The 16,602-nt window shown below is 50.8% G+C and carries 14 protein-coding genes; 8 read left to right on the top strand and 6 right to left on the bottom strand.

The genetic code is table 11. The features are described 5' to 3' along the window. Positions 1-6: 6 nt before the first annotated feature. The 7 genes from htpG to LVQ77_RS07940 all read left to right on the top strand — a co-directional run bounded on the left by htpG (position 7) and on the right by LVQ77_RS07940 (position 6,198). Positions 7-1,881 (top strand): molecular chaperone HtpG, encoded by a 1,875-nt coding sequence (gene htpG / locus LVQ77_RS07965; RefSeq protein WP_232904145.1) that lies wholly within the window; start codon positions 7-9, stop codon positions 1,879-1,881. Positions 1,882-2,087: 206 nt separating this feature from the next. Next, a complete protein-coding gene (adk, locus tag LVQ77_RS07960) occupies positions 2,088-2,732 on the top strand; it encodes an adenylate kinase (protein ID WP_034458097.1) in 645 nt (214 codons plus the stop codon). Positions 2,733-2,915: 183 nt separating this feature from the next. After that, complete coding sequence (hemH, locus tag LVQ77_RS07955) at positions 2,916-3,878, top strand: ferrochelatase (protein WP_232904144.1); 963 nt, start codon at positions 2,916-2,918, stop codon at positions 3,876-3,878. A 63-nt stretch (positions 3,879-3,941) separates the two neighbouring features. Then, on the top strand, positions 3,942-5,246 hold the full coding sequence (locus LVQ77_RS07950) for an inosine/guanosine kinase (RefSeq protein ID WP_151994783.1): 1,305 nt from the start codon (positions 3,942-3,944) through the stop codon (positions 5,244-5,246). Positions 5,247-5,395: 149 nt separating this feature from the next. After that, on the top strand, positions 5,396-5,644 hold the full coding sequence (locus tag LVQ77_RS07945; protein ID WP_034458103.1) for a helix-turn-helix domain-containing protein: 249 nt from the start codon (positions 5,396-5,398) through the stop codon (positions 5,642-5,644). Further along, positions 5,645-5,797 carry a HipA N-terminal domain-containing protein gene (locus LVQ77_RS22355; RefSeq protein ID WP_370644998.1) on the top strand — a complete coding sequence of 51 codons (153 nt, stop codon included), beginning with the start codon at positions 5,645-5,647 and terminating at the stop codon, positions 5,795-5,797. It begins immediately after the preceding gene. Continuing rightward, positions 5,767-6,198: a HipA domain-containing protein gene (locus LVQ77_RS07940; protein WP_232904143.1), complete on the top strand. Its 432-nt coding sequence runs from the start codon at positions 5,767-5,769 to the stop codon at positions 6,196-6,198. Before LVQ77_RS22355 ends, LVQ77_RS07940 begins: the two co-directional genes overlap by 31 nt. A gap of 39 nt (positions 6,199-6,237) precedes the next feature. Here the strand turns inward: LVQ77_RS07940 and ybaL are convergent, their stop codons facing one another. Together ybaL and LVQ77_RS07930 are read right to left on the bottom strand one after the other, a co-directional pair. Then, on the bottom strand, positions 6,238-7,899 hold the full coding sequence (ybaL, locus tag LVQ77_RS07935) for a YbaL family putative K(+) efflux transporter (RefSeq protein WP_232904142.1): 1,662 nt from the start codon (positions 7,897-7,899) through the stop codon (positions 6,238-6,240). Between the two features lie 215 nt (positions 7,900-8,114). After that, positions 8,115-9,323 (bottom strand): MFS transporter, encoded by a 1,209-nt coding sequence (locus tag LVQ77_RS07930; RefSeq protein ID WP_064516732.1) that lies wholly within the window; start codon positions 9,321-9,323, stop codon positions 8,115-8,117. Between the two features lie 189 nt (positions 9,324-9,512). Between LVQ77_RS07930 and ushA the strand changes: the two genes are divergently transcribed. After that, positions 9,513-11,165: a bifunctional UDP-sugar hydrolase/5'-nucleotidase UshA gene (gene ushA, locus LVQ77_RS07925; protein WP_232904141.1), complete on the top strand. Its 1,653-nt coding sequence runs from the start codon at positions 9,513-9,515 to the stop codon at positions 11,163-11,165. Between the two features lie 85 nt (positions 11,166-11,250). Here the strand turns inward: ushA and LVQ77_RS07920 are convergent, their stop codons facing one another. From LVQ77_RS07920 to copA, 4 genes are all read right to left on the bottom strand, one after another. Next, on the bottom strand, positions 11,251-12,138 hold the full coding sequence (locus tag LVQ77_RS07920) for an AraC family transcriptional regulator (RefSeq protein WP_232904140.1): 888 nt from the start codon (positions 12,136-12,138) through the stop codon (positions 11,251-11,253). Between the two features lie 82 nt (positions 12,139-12,220). After that, positions 12,221-12,700 carry a Cys-tRNA(Pro)/Cys-tRNA(Cys) deacylase YbaK gene (ybaK, locus tag LVQ77_RS07915; RefSeq protein ID WP_232864148.1) on the bottom strand — a complete coding sequence of 160 codons (480 nt, stop codon included), beginning with the start codon at positions 12,698-12,700 and terminating at the stop codon, positions 12,221-12,223. A 411-nt stretch (positions 12,701-13,111) separates the two neighbouring features. Further along, entirely contained in the window at positions 13,112-13,918 is an 807-nt protein-coding gene (locus tag LVQ77_RS07910; RefSeq protein WP_151994789.1) for a TraB/GumN family protein, read from the bottom strand. A gap of 74 nt (positions 13,919-13,992) precedes the next feature. Next, entirely contained in the window at positions 13,993-16,500 is a 2,508-nt protein-coding gene (copA, locus tag LVQ77_RS07905; RefSeq protein ID WP_232904139.1) for a copper-exporting P-type ATPase CopA, read from the bottom strand. Between the last annotated feature and the right edge of the window lie 102 nt (positions 16,501-16,602).

The following is a 16,602-nucleotide window of genomic DNA, read 5'->3' as shown; positions in this document are numbered from 1 at the left end:
ATGACCATGAAAGGACAAGAGACTCGTGGCTTCCAGTCTGAAGTGAAACAACTTCTGCACCTGATGATCCACTCCCTCTATTCAAACAAAGAAATTTTCCTGCGTGAGCTGATCTCCAACGCCTCTGATGCGGCAGACAAACTGCGCTTCCGCGCATTGTCTCAGGCAGACCTCTACGAAGGTGACGGCGAACTGCGCGTGCGTGTCTCATTCGATAAAGACAAACGCACACTGACCATTGCCGACAACGGCATCGGTATGACGCGTGACGAAGCGATTGACCACCTCGGGACTATCGCAAAATCCGGCACCAAAGCGTTCCTCGAATCCATGGGTTCTGACCAGGCGAAAGACAGCCAGCTTATCGGCCAGTTCGGTGTGGGTTTCTACTCGGCATTCATCGTGGCGGATAAAGTCACCGTGCGCACTCGCGCTGCGGGCGTTCCAGCGGATCAGGCTGTGTTCTGGGAATCTGAAGGCGCTGGCGAATACACCGTTGCGGATATCACTAAAGCGGATCGCGGCACTGAAATTACCCTGCACTTGCGCGAAGGCGAAGATGAGTTCTTAGACGACTGGCGTGTGCGTTCGACCATCAGTAAATATTCCGACCACATCGCGCTGCCGGTTGAAATAGAAACCCGCGAAGAAAAAGATGGCGAAACCATCCTCGGCTGGGAAAAAATCAACAAAGCGCAGGCTTTGTGGACGCGCAGCAAGTCTGAAATTAAAGACGAAGAATATAACGAATTCTACAAGCATGTGGCGCATGACTTCACCGACCCACTGACTTACAGCCATAACCGCGTGGAAGGCAAGCAGGAATACACCAGCCTGCTGTATATCCCGTCTCAGGCGCCGTGGGACATGTGGAACCGTGACCATAAACATGGCCTGAAGTTGTACGTGCAGCGCGTGTTCATCATGGACGACGCTGAACAGTTTATGCCGAACTACATGCGTTTCGTGCGTGGCCTGATTGACTCCAACGACCTGCCGTTGAACGTCTCGCGTGAAATTCTGCAAGACAGCCGTGTGACGCAAAACCTGCGTAGTGCGCTGACCAAACGCGTATTGCAGATGCTGGAAAAACTGGCGAAAGACGACAGCGAAAAATACCAGACCTTCTGGAAAAACTTCGGTCTGGTGCTGAAAGAAGGCCCTGCTGAAGACAACGCAAACCAGGAAGCTATCGCTAAACTGCTGCGCTTTGCGACCACGCATACCGATTCCGCTGCACAAACAGTGTCGCTGGAAGAGTACGTGTCGCGCATGAAAGAAGGGCAGGAGAAGATTTATTACATCACTGCCGACAGCTATGCCGCCGCGAAGAGCAGCCCGCATCTGGAATTGCTGCGTAAGAAAGGCATCGAAGTATTGCTGCTTTCTGACCGCATCGATGAGTGGATGATGAGCTACCTGACCGAATTCGACGGCAAAATGTTCCAGTCAGTCAGCAAAACTGACGAGTCACTGGAAAAAATGGCTGACGAAGAGACTCCGGAAGCGAAAGAAGCTGAAAAAGCACTTGAGCCGTTTGTTGACCGTGTGAAAACCCTGCTGGGTGAGCGCGTGAAAGAAGTGCGTCTGACGCACCGTCTGACCGACACGCCAGCTATCGTGACCACCGACAGCAACGACATGAGCACGCAAATGGCCAAATTGTTTGCTGCTGCGGGCCAGGAAGTGCCGGAAGTGAAGTACATCTTTGAGCTGAACCCGGACCATGGTCTCGTGAAACGTGTTGCGGATACTCAGGATGAAGCACAGTTCTCTGAGTGGGTTGAGCTGCTGCTTGACCAGGCACTGTTAGCTGAGCGCGGTACTCTGGAAGATCCAAACCAGTTTATCCGTCGTATGAACCAGTTGCTGGTTTCTTAATGACAGGGGCGGGTAGCGATTACGTTTACCCGCCATCGCCATCAAGAAAAGATAAAAACCTGCCAAAACGGCAGGTTTTTTTTCATCTAAACGCCGCTAACAGCGCTCACAAGCCCCGCTATTCTTGAGGTGAATACGTCTTTAATGGTAAGGTCATCGCCTCTGCTTTAAATAATCAAAAATCCAAACGAATGGGGAATTACGCAATGCGTATTATTCTGCTTGGCGCTCCGGGCGCAGGTAAAGGAACTCAGGCTCAGTTCATCATGGAGAAATATGGCATTCCGCAAATCTCCACCGGTGACATGCTGCGTGCTGCAGTGAAATCTGGCTCAGAACTGGGCAAACAAGCAAAAGACATCATGGATGCCGGTAAACTGGTTACAGATGAACTGGTTATCGCTCTGGTTAAAGAACGCATTACCCAGGAAGATTGCCGTAACGGTTTCCTGCTTGATGGTTTCCCTCGCACTATTCCACAAGCTGATGCAATGAAAGAAGCGGGCATCAATGTGGACGTAGTTCTGGAGTTCGCCGTGCCGGATGAGCTGATTGTTGAGCGTATCGTTGGCCGTCGCGTACATGCGCCATCGGGCCGCGTTTATCATGTCACCTTCAATCCACCGAAAGTGGAAGGTAAAGACGACGCAACGGGCGAAGAACTGACTACCCGTAAAGACGATCAGGAAGAGACCGTGCGTAAGCGCCTGGTGGAATACCATCAGATGACCGCTCCGCTGATCTCTTACTACAGCAAAGAAGCAGAAGCCGGTAACACCAAATACGTGAAAATCGACGGCACCCGTAAAGTGACCGAAGTGAGTGCTGAGCTGGCTAAAATCCTCGGCTAATCATACCTGTCATCTTTCAAGTTGCAGATAACACACCTGCACCTCGAAATCTTTTGGGTAGATAAAAATACCAGGACCTGTTCCTGGTATTTTTTTACCCAAATTTTGCCCTTTCATTGTAATCGGTTCTCCTGAAGCGCTTTTACGTTACAATTATCAGCAATCTGTTGATAAGGAGTGGAAATGAATCAGGAAAAAGTGGGTATCTTACTGGCAAACCTTGGCACGCCTGACGCACCCACTCCGGCGGCGGTAAAACGCTATTTACGCCAGTTTTTGAGCGACAAACGCGTGGTTGATACACCGCGCCTGATTTGGTGGCCGCTATTGCGTGGCGTGATTCTCCCTCTGCGTTCTGCTCGTGTCGCCAAGCTTTATCAGTCGGTATGGATGGACGAAGGTTCTCCACTGTTGGTTTATAGCCGTCGCCAACAGGCCGCACTGGCCGCGCAATTACCTGATGTACCGGTCGCACTCGGTATGAGCTACGGCACGCCGTCGCTGAAAAGTGCGGTGGAAGAACTGATGACGCACCACGTTGACCATATCGTTGTGCTGCCGCTGTATCCGCAGTTTTCCTGCTCGACGGTCGCCGCCGTGTGGGACGAATTAGGGCGCATTTTTGCCGATTACCGTTCCTTGCCGTCGATTTCCCTGATTCGTGATTATGCTGACGACGAGTCCTACATCAACGCGCTGGTGGCGTCGGTCAGAGAATCTTTTGCAAAGCACGGCGAACCAGATTTGTTGCTGCTCTCCTATCACGGGATTCCCCAGCGTTACGCCAACGAAGGCGATGATTACCCGCAACGATGCCGAGACACGACCCGTGAATTGCTTTCGGCACTTGAGCTCCCGCCAGAAAAAGTGATGATGACGTACCAGTCGCGTTTTGGCCGTGAGCCGTGGTTGATGCCTTACACCGATGAAACGCTGAAAATGCTGGCGGAGAAAGGGGTGAAACACATTCAGGTTATGTGCCCAGGTTTTTCTGCCGATTGCCTCGAAACGCTTGAAGAAATGGCGGTACAAAACCGTGAAGTGTTCCTCGAAGCAGGCGGTACAAAGTATGAATATATTCCTGCGCTCAATGACGACCCAGCCCACATCGCAATGATGATGAATCTGGTGCAGAAATATCGCTGATCTCGCTTAGGGCCGTTAATGTGCTACCATTTTCGGCCTGATTAGCAACCTCCGAACAACATCATGAAATTTCCCGGCAAACGAAAATCCAAACACTACTTCCCTGTAAACGCACGTGACCCATTACTGCAACAGGTTCAGCCTGAAAGCGAAACAGGCACTTCCTGGATAGTCGGGATAGACCAAACGCTGGTGGATATCGAAGCCAAAGTGGACGATGCGTTCGTTCATCGTTACGGTCTGAGTTTCGGGCACTCACTGGTTATTGAAGATGATGTTGCGGAAGCGCTGTATCAGGAGTTGGTGAAAAAAGATCTGATTACCCACCAGTTTGCTGGTGGCACCATTGGCAACACCATGCACAACTATTCGGTTTTGGCCGATGACCGCTCTGTTTTGCTGGGCGTGATGTGCAGCAATATCGAAATTGGTAGCTACGCCTACCGCTACCTTTGCAACACCTCCAGCCGTACCGATCTCAACTATCTGCAAGGTGTGAATGGCGCGATTGGCCGCTGCTTTACGCTGATTGGCGAGCAGGGCGAGCGTACTTTTGCGATAAGCCCTGGCCATATGAACCAGTTGCGTGCCGAAAATATCCCTGAAGAGGTGATTGCGGGTGCCTCTGCGTTGGTTCTGACTTCCTATCTGGTGCGCTGCAAAGATGGCGAACCAATGCCGGAAGCCACCATGCAAGCAATCGCGTATGCGAAAAAATACAACGTTCCTGTGGTGCTCACACTTGGCACCAAATACGTCATCGCAGAAAACCCGGAGTGGTGGCAGGCATTCTTGAAAGAACATGTCTCAATTCTTGCGATGAACGAAGAGGAAGGGCTGGCACTGACCGGTGAGAGCGATCCATTACTGGCGGCGGATAAGGCGTTGGATTGGGTTGATTTAGTGTTGTGTACCGCAGGGCCAGTTGGTTTGTACATGGCGGGCTTTACTGAAGAGTCCTCTAAACGCACGACCCAACATCCGCTGCTGCCGGGTGCGATTGCCGAGTTTAACCAGTACGAATTCAGCCGCGCAATGCGCCATAAAGACTGTCAGAACCCGATGCGTATTTTCTCGCACATTGCGCCATACATGGGCGGGCCTGAAAAAATCATGAACACCAATGGTGCGGGCGACGGTGCGCTAGCGGCATTGCTGCACGATATTACAGCGAACAATTATCACCGTTCTAACGTGCCAAACTCCAGCAAACACCAGCATACCTGGCTGACCTATTCGTCTTTGGCACAAGTGTGTAAATATGCAAACCGCGTAAGTTACCAGGTGTTGAACCAGCACTCTCCGCGCCTGACGCGTGGATTGCCAGAACGCGAAGACAGCTTAGAAGAGTCTTACTGGGCGCGTTAAAACTTTAGGTGCAGTAATGCTACAGAAGGCTGGTAAGCAAAGCTTACCGGCCTTTTTTACACGCTAGTGCCGGTAAAATTGATTTTATACGCTAGTACCGGTAAAATTTATTTTACACGCTAGTGCCGGTAAAAGGGGTAAGACGCATAATGAAAATTACTTCTCCAGAACAGTTAGCCATTTTCCTGAAGGACACTCGCAAACAGGAAAAGCAAACGCAGGAAATGTTAGCTGAGAAAGTCGGTTTACGGCAGGATACAATCTCAAAATTCGAAAAAAATCCTACTAAAACGCAAATCGAAACTCTGTTTAAAATTCTATCTTCCATGAATATGGAGCTTCATATTGAGCCGAAAACCGGTCATGGCCGTGCCGAGGCATGGAAAGAGGAGTGGTAGATGAAAAGCTTGTCCGTATTTATGAATGGATATTTGGTTGGGAAGTTGATGCAAGAAGAGAACGGCGCTAATTCTTTTCAGTATGAAGATAGCTGGCTAAACACCAGCGGCGCCCGTCCAATATGCGTAGCCATATTCTTTTCTGGTTATTAGCTGCGAGTGATGGCCATGCCAAAAACTATTCAGTCTCGATTATGCCGGGTGGAGGATACTGCCTCACGCCGCTATACGATATTATGTCCTGTTACCCACTTATTGGTGGGGGTGGTCTTGCGAAGCAGGATATCAAAATGGCGATGGCGTTGGCTTCAACAGGGAAAGGAAAAAAATATGAATGGAATATGATCTTTCCACGCCATTTCCTGGCAACGGCTAAAAAATGTGGTTTTAGTGAGTCCCGCATGGCGGAGTTGATAGAGGAGTTTTACCTAAAGACACCAGAAGTACTCAAGCAGGCAAGAGAATTGCTTCCTGCAACATTCCCTGAGCATATCAGTGATGCAATATTTAATGGTGTGGAAAACGCGGTCTGTCGCCTTGCTAAATTAAATTAGAGTGGGCTGGACCCACTCTAAAACATCACCAATGACTACTTACTGAACGGTTGAATGTTCCAGCATTCCCATCATGGTATTGGCTATCTCGCGCTCACCCATCACGACACGATTGGCACCACGTTCGGTGATGTAATCCACTTCATCGTCATAATGAGCACGGGCAATAATCTCGATATTCGGGCATTTCGCACGCGCTGCTGCAACAATTTCACCCGCCTCGTAGCCATTAGGAATCGTCAGTAATAACCAACGTGCGCAATCCAGGTGGGCGAGATTCATGATCTCTTCATTGGCCGCATTGCCGAGCACTGCGCGAATCCCACGTTCACGTAGCTCATCGACCCGGCTGCGAGACGTTTCAATCACCACCAGCGGAATGCCCTGAGCCAGCAATTTCTCACCCAGCAAGCTGCCTACACGCCCAAAACCAACCAGCAACGCGTGGTGGCAAATATCGACCGGAATTTGCTTCTCGTCTTCGATAGCTTCTTCCAGCGTCTGCTCTTCCAGCGTTTCGGTTTTTGCGAGATAGCGCTCAAGTATCGCAAACAGAATTGGGTTGAGCATAATCGACAGAATCGCCCCTGCCAGCACCAGATTTTGCCCAGTCTGCGGCAGCAGATTTAGCGCCATACCGAGGCCTGCAAGGATAAAGGCGAACTCACCAATTTGTGCAAGGCTTGTGGCGATGGTTAATGCCGTGCGTTGCGAGTGACCAAACAGACGCACCAGGAAGAAGGCGGCTAGCGACTTACCAAAAACGATGATCGCAACTGTACCCAGTACCGCGAGCGGTTCCTGAATCAAAATTAGTGGGTCGAACAACATACCTACGGAGACAAAGAACAGCACGGCAAACGCATCACGCAGTGGCAGCGTGTCGTGCGCGGCACGGTGGCTTAATTCAGATTCATTGAGCACCATGCCTGCGAAGAATGCCCCCAGGGCGAATGAAACATCAAACAGTTCGACCGCACCAAAAGCAATGCCCAGCGCCAGCGCGAGAACGGCTAGCGTGAAGAGTTCGCGCGAACCGGTTGCGGCACTTCGCGCCAGAATCCAAGGCACCACGCGGCGGCCAACAATCAGCATAATGGCAATAAACGCCACCACTTTACCGATGGTCAAACCCAAATCCAGAGTCAGAGTCGCAAAGCCAAGGTCGCCTTTTTCCATCATTCCGGCGACAGCTGGCAACAGAACCAGCGTTAACACCATCACCAGATCTTCAACTATCAGCCAGCCAATGGCGATTTGCCCGCGCTGGCTATCAATGAGTTGCCGTTCTTCAAGCGCGCGTAGCAGCACCACGGTACTGGCGGTTGAAAGGCATAACCCAAATACGATGCCGGTCATCAGCGACCAGCCCATCAATGATGAGAGCGCCATTCCCAGTAGCGTCGCCACACCAATCTGGGCGATAGCTCCGGGGATGGCGATGGCCTTTACCGCCATTAAATCCTTTAACGAAAAGTGCAAACCCACGCCAAACATCAGCAAAATCACACCGAGCTCTGCCAGTTCAGGCGCGAGTTTAGTATCTGCGACAAAGCCTGGCGTAAAAGGGCCGGCCAATACCCCTGCTAGTAAGTAGCCCACCAGAGGTGAGATGCGAAGTTTGTTGGCGACCATACCGAGCAAAAAGGCCAATACGAGGCCGCCGACAATGGTGGTGATAAGCGGGGTGGCGTGATGCATTCCGTCTCCTTTCGTAACAAATAAGATCCAATAACCTACATTTAGTTTATGACAATTTTTTAATCGATGTGTGTGTTAAATAGATCGTTTTTTAATAAAAGGCGCATTTAGACAAAAAATGGTGTCTGAAGGGAGTTTTATACACTTAGTTTAAGAAAGGTATGGGTAAACGTGGGTAATATAAAGGGTCAGAGGCAATCTCTGACCCTTTATAACTATGACTTATGGCGATTATCAGGTAGGAATATGGTCAATATGCCAAGAAGTGGCAGGAAAGCACATATTTTATAGACTAACTCGATACTTGTATGGTCGGCTACCAAGCCGAGTATTGCAGCACCCAGCCCACCCATCCCAAAAGCAAAACCGAAAAATAGCCCGGAAACCATACCGATACGCCCAGGCATCAGCTCTTGCGCGTAAACCAGAATCGCTGAAAACGCGGAGGCAAGGATAAAGCCAATAATCACGGTCAGAATCCCGGTCCAGTAAAGCGAAACATATGGCAAGAACAGGGTAAATGGCGCGACGCCGAGGATTGAACCCCAGATAACGTATTTGCGACCGATTTTATCGCCCACCGGTCCACCAATTACTGTCCCGGCAGCGACTGCAAACAGGAAGGCAAATAGATGGAATTGGGCATTTTGCACCGATAAACCAAATTTGTGCATCAGGTAGAAGGTGTAATAGCTGCTGATACTCGCCATATAAAAATACTTGGAGAAAATCAGTACCAGCAATACAGACACCGCCTGAATCACTTGCTTGCGTGGCAGCGGGTTAACGACAGGTGCTGCGGTTTTACCTTTCGCCATACGATGTTGCGCCGCATACCAACGGCTAATTTGCAGCAATACGATAATTGCCAGTAGAGCGGCCAACACAAACCAGCCCACATTGCCTTTGCCGTAAGGCGCAATAATCAGCGCAGCCAGCAACGGCCCTAGAGAACTACCAAAGTTGCCGCCAACCTGGAACAGCGACTGCGCAAGGCCGTGACGGCCACCGGATGCCATACGCGCTACGCGGGATGATTCCGGGTGGAAAACGGAAGAACCTGTTCCTACAAGCCCGGCTGCCAAAAGCACCATCGGGAAGCTGCCCGCCAATGCGAGGATAACTAACCCGCAAAGTGTGAAGCACATACCAATCGGCAACGACCACGGCATCGGGTATTTGTCGGTGTAGTATCCTACCACCGGCTGAAGGAGCGATGAGGTCACCTGGAAGGTGAGCGTTATCATCCCAATCTGCACAAAGCTCAGAGAGAACTCGCTCTGGAGTAGCGGGTAGAGCGCCAGAATAAGCGACTGAATCATATCGTTGAGCAAATGGGAGAGACTAATTGCCCCCAGAATGCCAAACGCGGTGCGAGCCTTTTTAGGCTCAGGCGATGCGAGAGTTTGTTCCGAGATTGCCATAAATACCTGCAAAGAATTGATTGTATTATTTTATATCGGTTCAGCGATGGAACCGTGGGAAACAGTTACCCTGCTAACATACCTGCAGGAACTTTCTGAAGAAAGTCACAATCGTGAAAAGTTATTTGTCTATGCTAGTAGCTGTCTGCTATTGGTGCGGAAGTATTTTTTTGAATATGGAGATTTGCAATGAAGTTCGTCGTGAAAGGGGTGACCGCAGCACTGTTTATCGCAGTCGGCTTGACCAGCGCATCTGCACTGGCCTGGGAAAAAGATAAAACTTATAACATCACCATTTTACACACCAATGATCACCACGGTCATTTCTGGCGCAATGAACACGCGGAATATGGCCTGGCTGCACAGAAAACTCTGGTGGATAGCATTCGTAAAGAGGTGGCAGAGAAGGGAGGCAGCGTACTGTTACTCTCTGGCGGCGACATCAACACTGGTGTACCTGAATCTGACTTGCAAGATGCAGAACCTGATTTTCGTGGCATGAACCTGATTGGTTATGACGCGATGGCAATCGGCAACCACGAATTCGACAAACCGCTGACCGTATTACGTCAGCAAGAAAAGTGGGCCAAATTCCCGCTGCTTTCGGCCAACATTTACCAGAAAAGCACCGGCGAGCGTCTATTTAAGCCTTGGGCCATCTTTAAGCCACAGGATATTAAAATCGCGGTTATCGGTTTAACCACAGACGACACCGCGAAAATTGGCAACCCGGAAAACTTCACCGATATCGAATTCCGCAAACCTGCTGAAGAAGCAAAGCTGGTGATTCAGGAGCTGCAAAGTACTGAAAAACCAGATGTGTTAATCGCGGCAACCCATATGGGCCACTATGACAACGGCGACCATGGCTCTAACGCGCCGGGCGACGTAGAAATGGCGCGCAGCCTCCCTGCAGGTGCGTTGACGATGATTGTTGGCGGGCACTCACAAGATCCGGTCTGCATGGCTTCGGAAAATAAAAAGCAGGTGGATTACGTGCCTGGCACGCCATGTGCGCCGGATCAGCAAAATGGTATCTGGATTGTGCAGGCCCATGAGTGGGGCAAATACGTAGGTCGTGCTGATTTTGAATTCCGTAATGGTGAAATGAAACTGGTGCATTACCAGCTGATCCCCATCAATCTGAAGAAAAAAATCACCTACGATAATGGTGAAAGTGAGCGCGTGCTTTACACGCCACAGATCCCGGAAAACCAGCAAATGCTCTCACTGCTGACGCCATTCCAGAATAAAGGCCAGGCGCAGTTGAATGTAAAAGTCGGCAGCGTTAACGGCCACTTGGAAGGCGATCGTAGCAAAGTACGTTTCGTGCAAACCAACCTGGCGCGTCTGCTGCTGGCGGCACAAATGGACCGTACCGGTGCTGATTTTGCTGTGATGAGCGGCGGTGGCATTCGTGATTCGATTGAAACCGGCGACATCACTTATAAAGATGTGCTGAAGGTTCAGCCGTTTGGTAACACAGTGGTTTATACCGATATGACGGGCAAAGAAGTCACCGAATATCTCAGTGCCGTAGCGCAGAAAAAACCCGACTCGGGTGCCTACCCGCAGTTTGCGAATGTCAGCTTTGTGGCAACCGCTACTGGCCTACAGGACCTGAAAATCAAAGGTGAGCCGGTTGACCCAGCGAAAACCTACCGTATGGCGACGTTAAACTTTAACGCCTCCGGTGGTGATGGCTATCCTGCTATCGATAAAAAACCGGGCTATGTGAACACCGGTTTTGTGGATGCAGAAGTGCTGAAGCAATATATCGAGAAGAACTCTCCGCTTGATGTTAATGCTTATGAGCCGAAAGGCGAGGTGAGCTGGCAGTAAGGCAATTTGTCGGATGTCGCTACGCTAATCCAACCTACAAGGTAACTTTTGTAAGGGGATTAGCGGAAACGACATCCACCATTCTTTATTTCAATGGCAGTAAAATATCAGTCTGCTGCGCATGCTCGGGATGGTCTTTATCGAGTTCGAGGTAGCGGAAATAGACCGGAAAATCGCGTAACTCCTCACCGCTGTTTGGCAACCACTGGCGATAAAGATAATAAACGCTATCGCTGATGCGCTCATAAGCACCAACGTGACGCACCACGGCACAACGCCCACCGGGTAATGTTTTACTGATAACGCCCTGAGGATTTTCAGGAACCCGTCCGTTGGCCTTCGGGTTTAGCTCTCCACATACATCAAAACGAAATTCCGGGCCCGGTGTGGTCAGCGGGTCATTCCACGGAACGCCGTAAGTCCCTTGTGTACTGTAATCCGAAAGCCCTGATGCTTTACGCCATTCAATAAACGCCGCGACGGTATTATTTACGTGCATAGGATCGCCAACATGCTCAAGCACCGCGACTTTCATCGGTTCGACAATAATGATTTTCACGTCCATATTTTTTAACCTCTGCTGATTTTCCCGTCCGGGAAATTGAAAATGCACATGCCAGTCAACCCAAACAGGATCTTTGCGAAACTCGCTGGGTGTCAGGCCGAAGGTATTTTTGAAGGCACGGGAAAATGATTCAGGGTTTTCAAACCCGGCATCGAGAGCAATGTTAATCACTCTTTCCTGCGGGTTGCTCACCAGCCGGAAAGAGGCCCGTTTTAGCCGCATTAGAGTGATGTAACGGCTAACGCTGATTCCGCAAAACTGGCTGAATTGCCGGTGAAAATGAAAACGCGAAAAACAGGCGACTTCACTTAGTTGCTCGACCGTTAACGCGCTATCAAGATGCTGTTCAATCCAGGCAAACACTTGCTCAAAACGTCGGGCATAAAGTTCGTGTCTTTCGCTATTCATTATTCCTCCCTCAAGCATTTACTTTGCCAGCGACTCTCTTTTACGTCCTGACTGAGATTGCTATTTTGGGAGGAAATAACGATCAGTCGCGGCGAGCAATCTCAGCAAACGTGGCTTTCAGCAGTTTTGCCAGATCCGCTGCGGCAAGTTCGATATCCAGCCCGCGTTTACCACCCGACACGTAAATCGACGGGAATTCCTGAGCGGGGGCATCGATAACCGTTGGCAGCAGCTTCTTTTGCCCCAGAGGGCTGATACCGCCCACCAGATAACCCGTAATGCGCTGCGCGACCATGGGGTCAGCCATATCCACTTTTTTGGCACCCAATGCTTTTGCCACTTTTTTCAAGTCCAGTTGGCCGGAAACTGGGGTGACGGCAACCGCCAGGTGTTTCATGTCCCCGTTAATGGCAACGAGCAGGGTTTTGTAGACTTGCTCGGCATTCAGGCCGAGTTTACGTACCACTTCATCACCAAAGTTTGTTTCACTTGGGTCGTGGTCATAAGCATGTAACTGAAATGGAACACGGTTTTTTTCGAGAAGTTTTACGGCGGGTGTCATGGAGCCTTCTTAGTAAATTTGTATGGTATACGCACAAATTAATAAACAGGGTGATAAGTCTTTCAAATACTATAATGTCACGCAATAGTGTTGGCGTTAATCGTTACATTGAGCGACAATTCTGTATCTGGCCATTAATTTGGCCAGAATAATTAAAATAATATACAAATTCCTCTTTGACGGGCCGATAGCGATATTGGCCGTTTTTTTTCCCGGTCGTCATACTTCAAGCTGCTGGTGCGTTGGCTTTCCTCGTTCACCCCAGTCACTTACTGGAGTAAGCTCCCGGGGATTCACTGCGTCGCCGCGTTACTCGGCGTAGCCTCGCCCCGAAGGGGCCAGCGCAAGCGCTGTTCAAAAGGCTAAAGCCTTTTGTCCTGCAACTCGAATTATTTAGACCAGGCTTTCCGCTTATTTAGTGGGATTTTTCAATAGCCCTGGCAAGTTTCCCTCACCGTATAAATGCAGTGCTCCGACGGCCACAACGTAGCGTCCGGCAGGAAGTTGTTGCAAGAAATGCAGCCACTGAAGATTACGTTGATGCATAAGAACATCGTATAACTCATCGCCGAATGTATTGGGCAATACCACTTTCCCACTCTGCGGTGGCGACTCCAGCCACCAGCTAATCATCGTTTGCAGCAAACGCGCATTGGTGTGCCAGTGGGTGAGCGTATCGGTTAATAACGGCATGCCGCCATCAGGGAGGCGGGTGAGAATATCCACCTGATGCTGTGCACCTTCCAGTTCAATAATCGGTACTGCCTGCGCCTTCGCGGCTTCCAGCAACTGAAAATCAATCCCGTAATCGGCTCTTAATCCTAGTCGCTGTGCCTGGTGGGCCTGTAGCACCAGCGCAATTTGCCAGGCGGGTTGATTATCAATTTGGCTCAGGGGGATTCCCAACTCCTGGATTAACGACACCACCTGCGCCCAATCATCAGCTGATAGTCGTTGCTCAAGCGGGAGTTCATCGGGATTATTCGGGAAGGGGGAACCGCCTTCGGATATATCGGCTTCAACAATTAGCGCATCGGAATTGTTGAGTTTATCGATAAGCTTGCTCGACAGCGGCGCCATGTCGCGCGTACCCATATGAATGCTGCCGACAAGGTGAAGATGGCGATCTCCGGGTAGAACAATATCCAGAGCAGGCCAGGGGTATTGGGGTTTAAAAAGGCTTGAAAACAATGAGGTAATTCGCGATAGCAGACCCATTTGCAGATTCCCTGGCTAAAAAGTCATGCTACCGCTGCGATGAGCAGGGTGCAAATCGCAGCGTCATTTGACATTCAGTCCTTCGGTTTAAAGCGCAACAAACGGTTGGCGTTACTGACCACAGTAATAGATGACAGTGCCATTGCAGCACCTGCAACTACCGGGTTAAGCAGCGTTCCGGTTAGCGGATATAAAATCCCCGCAGCAATTGGGATACCCAGCGTATTGTAGATAAACGCCCCAACCAGGTTCTGCTTCATGTTACGCAAAGTCGCTTTAGATATTGCCAGCGCATCAGCGACACCCACCAGGCTATGTCGCATCAACGTAATCGCTGCCGTTTCGATAGCAACATCGCTACCGCCTCCCATTGCAATACCCACTTCAGCCTGTGCTAACGCTGGCGCATCGTTGATACCATCGCCGACCATCGCAACTTGTCGCCCTTGTTGTTGCAGCTTTTTAATCGCTTCGGCTTTGCCATCCGGCAATACGCCCGCGATGACCTCATCAATACCCGCTTCTTTGGCGATGGCGTTAGCCGTAGTGGGGTTGTCGCCGGTCAACATCACCAGGCGGTAGCCGTTACGGTGTAAGCGTTGCAGTGCGTTAATACTGTCGGCACGCAGCGGGTCGCGGATGGCGAGCAGGGCGACCAGTTTACCGTCGACCGCCAGCAACACCGGAGTTGCACCACGGCTTGCCTGTGCTTCAATTTCAGCAGCCATAGGGCCGGTATCGACGTTTTGCTCATCAAGCAGTGCTTTGTTGCCAAGCAGTAATTGATACCCTTCGGTTTCACCGCTAACCCCCAACCCACGCAGGGTGCGGAAGGCATTAACCTGCGGTAACTCAGCCCCTTCGGCTTTATCGAGAATAGCGCGAGCAAGTGGGTGGCTTGATCCTTGTTCAAGGGCCGCCGCAAGTCTTAATGCATCAGCTTCTGAACAGTCGTTGTAAGTCACGACGGCGACAACCTGCGGTTTGCCTTCGGTTAGCGTACCGGTTTTATCAAACACAATTGTATCGAGTGTGCTGGCGCGTTGCAGGGCATCGGCATCACGCACTAATACGCCAAACTCAGCGGCACGACCTACACCGGAAATAATCGACATTGGTGTTGCCAGACCCAGGGCACAAGGGCAGGCGATAATCAGTACAGTAGTGGCAATCACCAGCGTATAAACAATTTGCGGAGCCGGGCCGAAGAAGTACCAGATTGCGGCGCTAAACAAAGCAATCAGTACCACTACAGGCACAAACACCGCTGAGATTTTATCGGCAAGCTGGCCAATTTCAGGCTTGCTGCTTTGCGCCTGGCGCACCATACGAATAATGCGCGAAAGCGTGGTGTGGTTGCCGGTTGCGGTGGCACGGAATAATACGCTGCCGTCTTGTACCACGGTGCCTGCATGAATCGGTTCGTCGTTGGATTTTTGCTGCGGAACAGGTTCTCCGGTCAGCATCGCTTCATCAAACCAGGCTTCGCCCTGGGTTATTTCACCGTCGACCGGCACGCGGTCACCGGTGGTTAAACGCAAGATCATGCCTGCGGTGACCTCTGCCAGTGGCAGTGTCTTTTCACCTTCTTCGGTGACAACTCGTGCTGTTGGTGGCGTTAAGTCCAGCAACCGTTCCAGCGCTTTAGAAGAGCGTTGGCGCGCACGTTGTTCCAGCATATGCCCAAGGTTTATCAGGCCGATAATCATCGCACTGGCCTCGTAATAGAGGTGGCGCGCTTCCATTGGGAAGTGCTGTGGCCAGATATTCACCGTAATGGAATAAATCCACGCGGCGCCGGTGCCTAGCGCAACAAGCGTATCCATGGTGGCGGTTTTGTTGAGCAAGCTGCGCCAGGCGCTGCGATAGAAATGCCCACCGGCAAACACCATCACGGCCAGCGTGATAATCCCGATGGTCAGCCATAACGAGCGGTTGTCGTCGGTGACCATCATGTTGTCACCGAACATTCCCCAGATCATTACCGGGATACCGACAGCAAGCGCCAGAATAGCCTGCCAGCGGAAGCGCTTCACGGCGGCGTTGGCTGTCTCTTGTTGGCGTTCACGGCGTTTCGCATCATCTTCGATGGCTTCCGCACCATACCCGACACTTTCCACCGCTTTTACTAAAGATTCGGCAGAGGCAGAGCCCATAATCAGGGCGCTGCGCTCGGCAAGGTTTACCCGCGCCAGGCTGACACCAGGGACATTTTGCAATGCACTTTGTACCCGGGTCACACAGCTGGCACAGCTCATCCCGTTGATCAACAACTGTTGGCTATCGTCGTCATCTTTGGTAGCTGTCGGAAGCTTCAATGCGTCCGCTGTCAGCACTTCCGACGGGATTGATGACTCTGTCAGCGGATCAGACTTTGGGTGGCTGGCCGTAGTTGCCTCGTACCCGGCTTGTTTTACGGTGTTGATTAACTCATCAACGGAAGCCGTTCCGGTTACGCTGGCGTGAGTTTGCGTGACTTCAGCTGTATCAACGTCAGGACGTTGCTCCAGGCTTTCTTTAACGCGTTTAACGCAATGGCCACAGGTCAGGCCATCAAGGTTTAGATCGATAACGTGAGACATTTTCAGACTCCTTTTATTTAACAGTACGACAAGCTTAAACCTTCCCCTCAGGGGAAGGTCAAGCTTCCCTCGAGGGAATATCTCTTTTACTGTTTTGGCGTC

This window comes from Buttiauxella cochleicola, assembly GCF_021282435.1.
GTDB classification, from domain to species: Bacteria; Pseudomonadota; Gammaproteobacteria; order Enterobacterales; family Enterobacteriaceae; genus Buttiauxella; species Buttiauxella massiliensis.
The sequence above is the reverse complement of the archived record's forward strand: the minus strand, read 5'-3'. Positions and strand labels throughout refer to the sequence as shown.

Bases quoted from the DNA above. Each gene is read 5' to 3' on its own strand.
- htpG (WP_232904145.1), top strand. From the start codon at position 7: ATGAAAGGACAAGAGACTCGTGGCTTCCAGTCTGAAGTGAAACAACTT.
- adk (WP_034458097.1), top strand. From the start codon at position 2,088: ATGCGTATTATTCTGCTTGGCGCTCCGGGCGCAGGTAAAGGAACTCAG.
- hemH (WP_232904144.1), top strand. From the start codon at position 2,916: ATGAATCAGGAAAAAGTGGGTATCTTACTGGCAAACCTTGGCACGCCT.
- LVQ77_RS07950 (WP_151994783.1), top strand. From the start codon at position 3,942: ATGAAATTTCCCGGCAAACGAAAATCCAAACACTACTTCCCTGTAAAC.
- LVQ77_RS07945 (WP_034458103.1), top strand. From the start codon at position 5,396: ATGAAAATTACTTCTCCAGAACAGTTAGCCATTTTCCTGAAGGACACT.
- LVQ77_RS22355 (WP_370644998.1), top strand. From the start codon at position 5,645: ATGAAAAGCTTGTCCGTATTTATGAATGGATATTTGGTTGGGAAGTTG.
- LVQ77_RS07940 (WP_232904143.1), top strand. From the start codon at position 5,767: ATGCGTAGCCATATTCTTTTCTGGTTATTAGCTGCGAGTGATGGCCAT.
- ybaL (WP_232904142.1), bottom strand. From the start codon at position 7,899: ATGCATCACGCCACCCCGCTTATCACCACCATTGTCGGCGGCCTCGTA.
- LVQ77_RS07930 (WP_064516732.1), bottom strand. From the start codon at position 9,323: ATGGCAATCTCGGAACAAACTCTCGCATCGCCTGAGCCTAAAAAGGCT.
- ushA (WP_232904141.1), top strand. From the start codon at position 9,513: ATGAAGTTCGTCGTGAAAGGGGTGACCGCAGCACTGTTTATCGCAGTC.
- LVQ77_RS07920 (WP_232904140.1), bottom strand. From the start codon at position 12,138: ATGAATAGCGAAAGACACGAACTTTATGCCCGACGTTTTGAGCAAGTG.
- ybaK (WP_232864148.1), bottom strand. From the start codon at position 12,700: ATGACACCCGCCGTAAAACTTCTCGAAAAAAACCGTGTTCCATTTCAG.
- LVQ77_RS07910 (WP_151994789.1), bottom strand. From the start codon at position 13,918: ATGGGTCTGCTATCGCGAATTACCTCATTGTTTTCAAGCCTTTTTAAA.
- copA (WP_232904139.1), bottom strand. From the start codon at position 16,500: ATGTCTCACGTTATCGATCTAAACCTTGATGGCCTGACCTGTGGCCAT.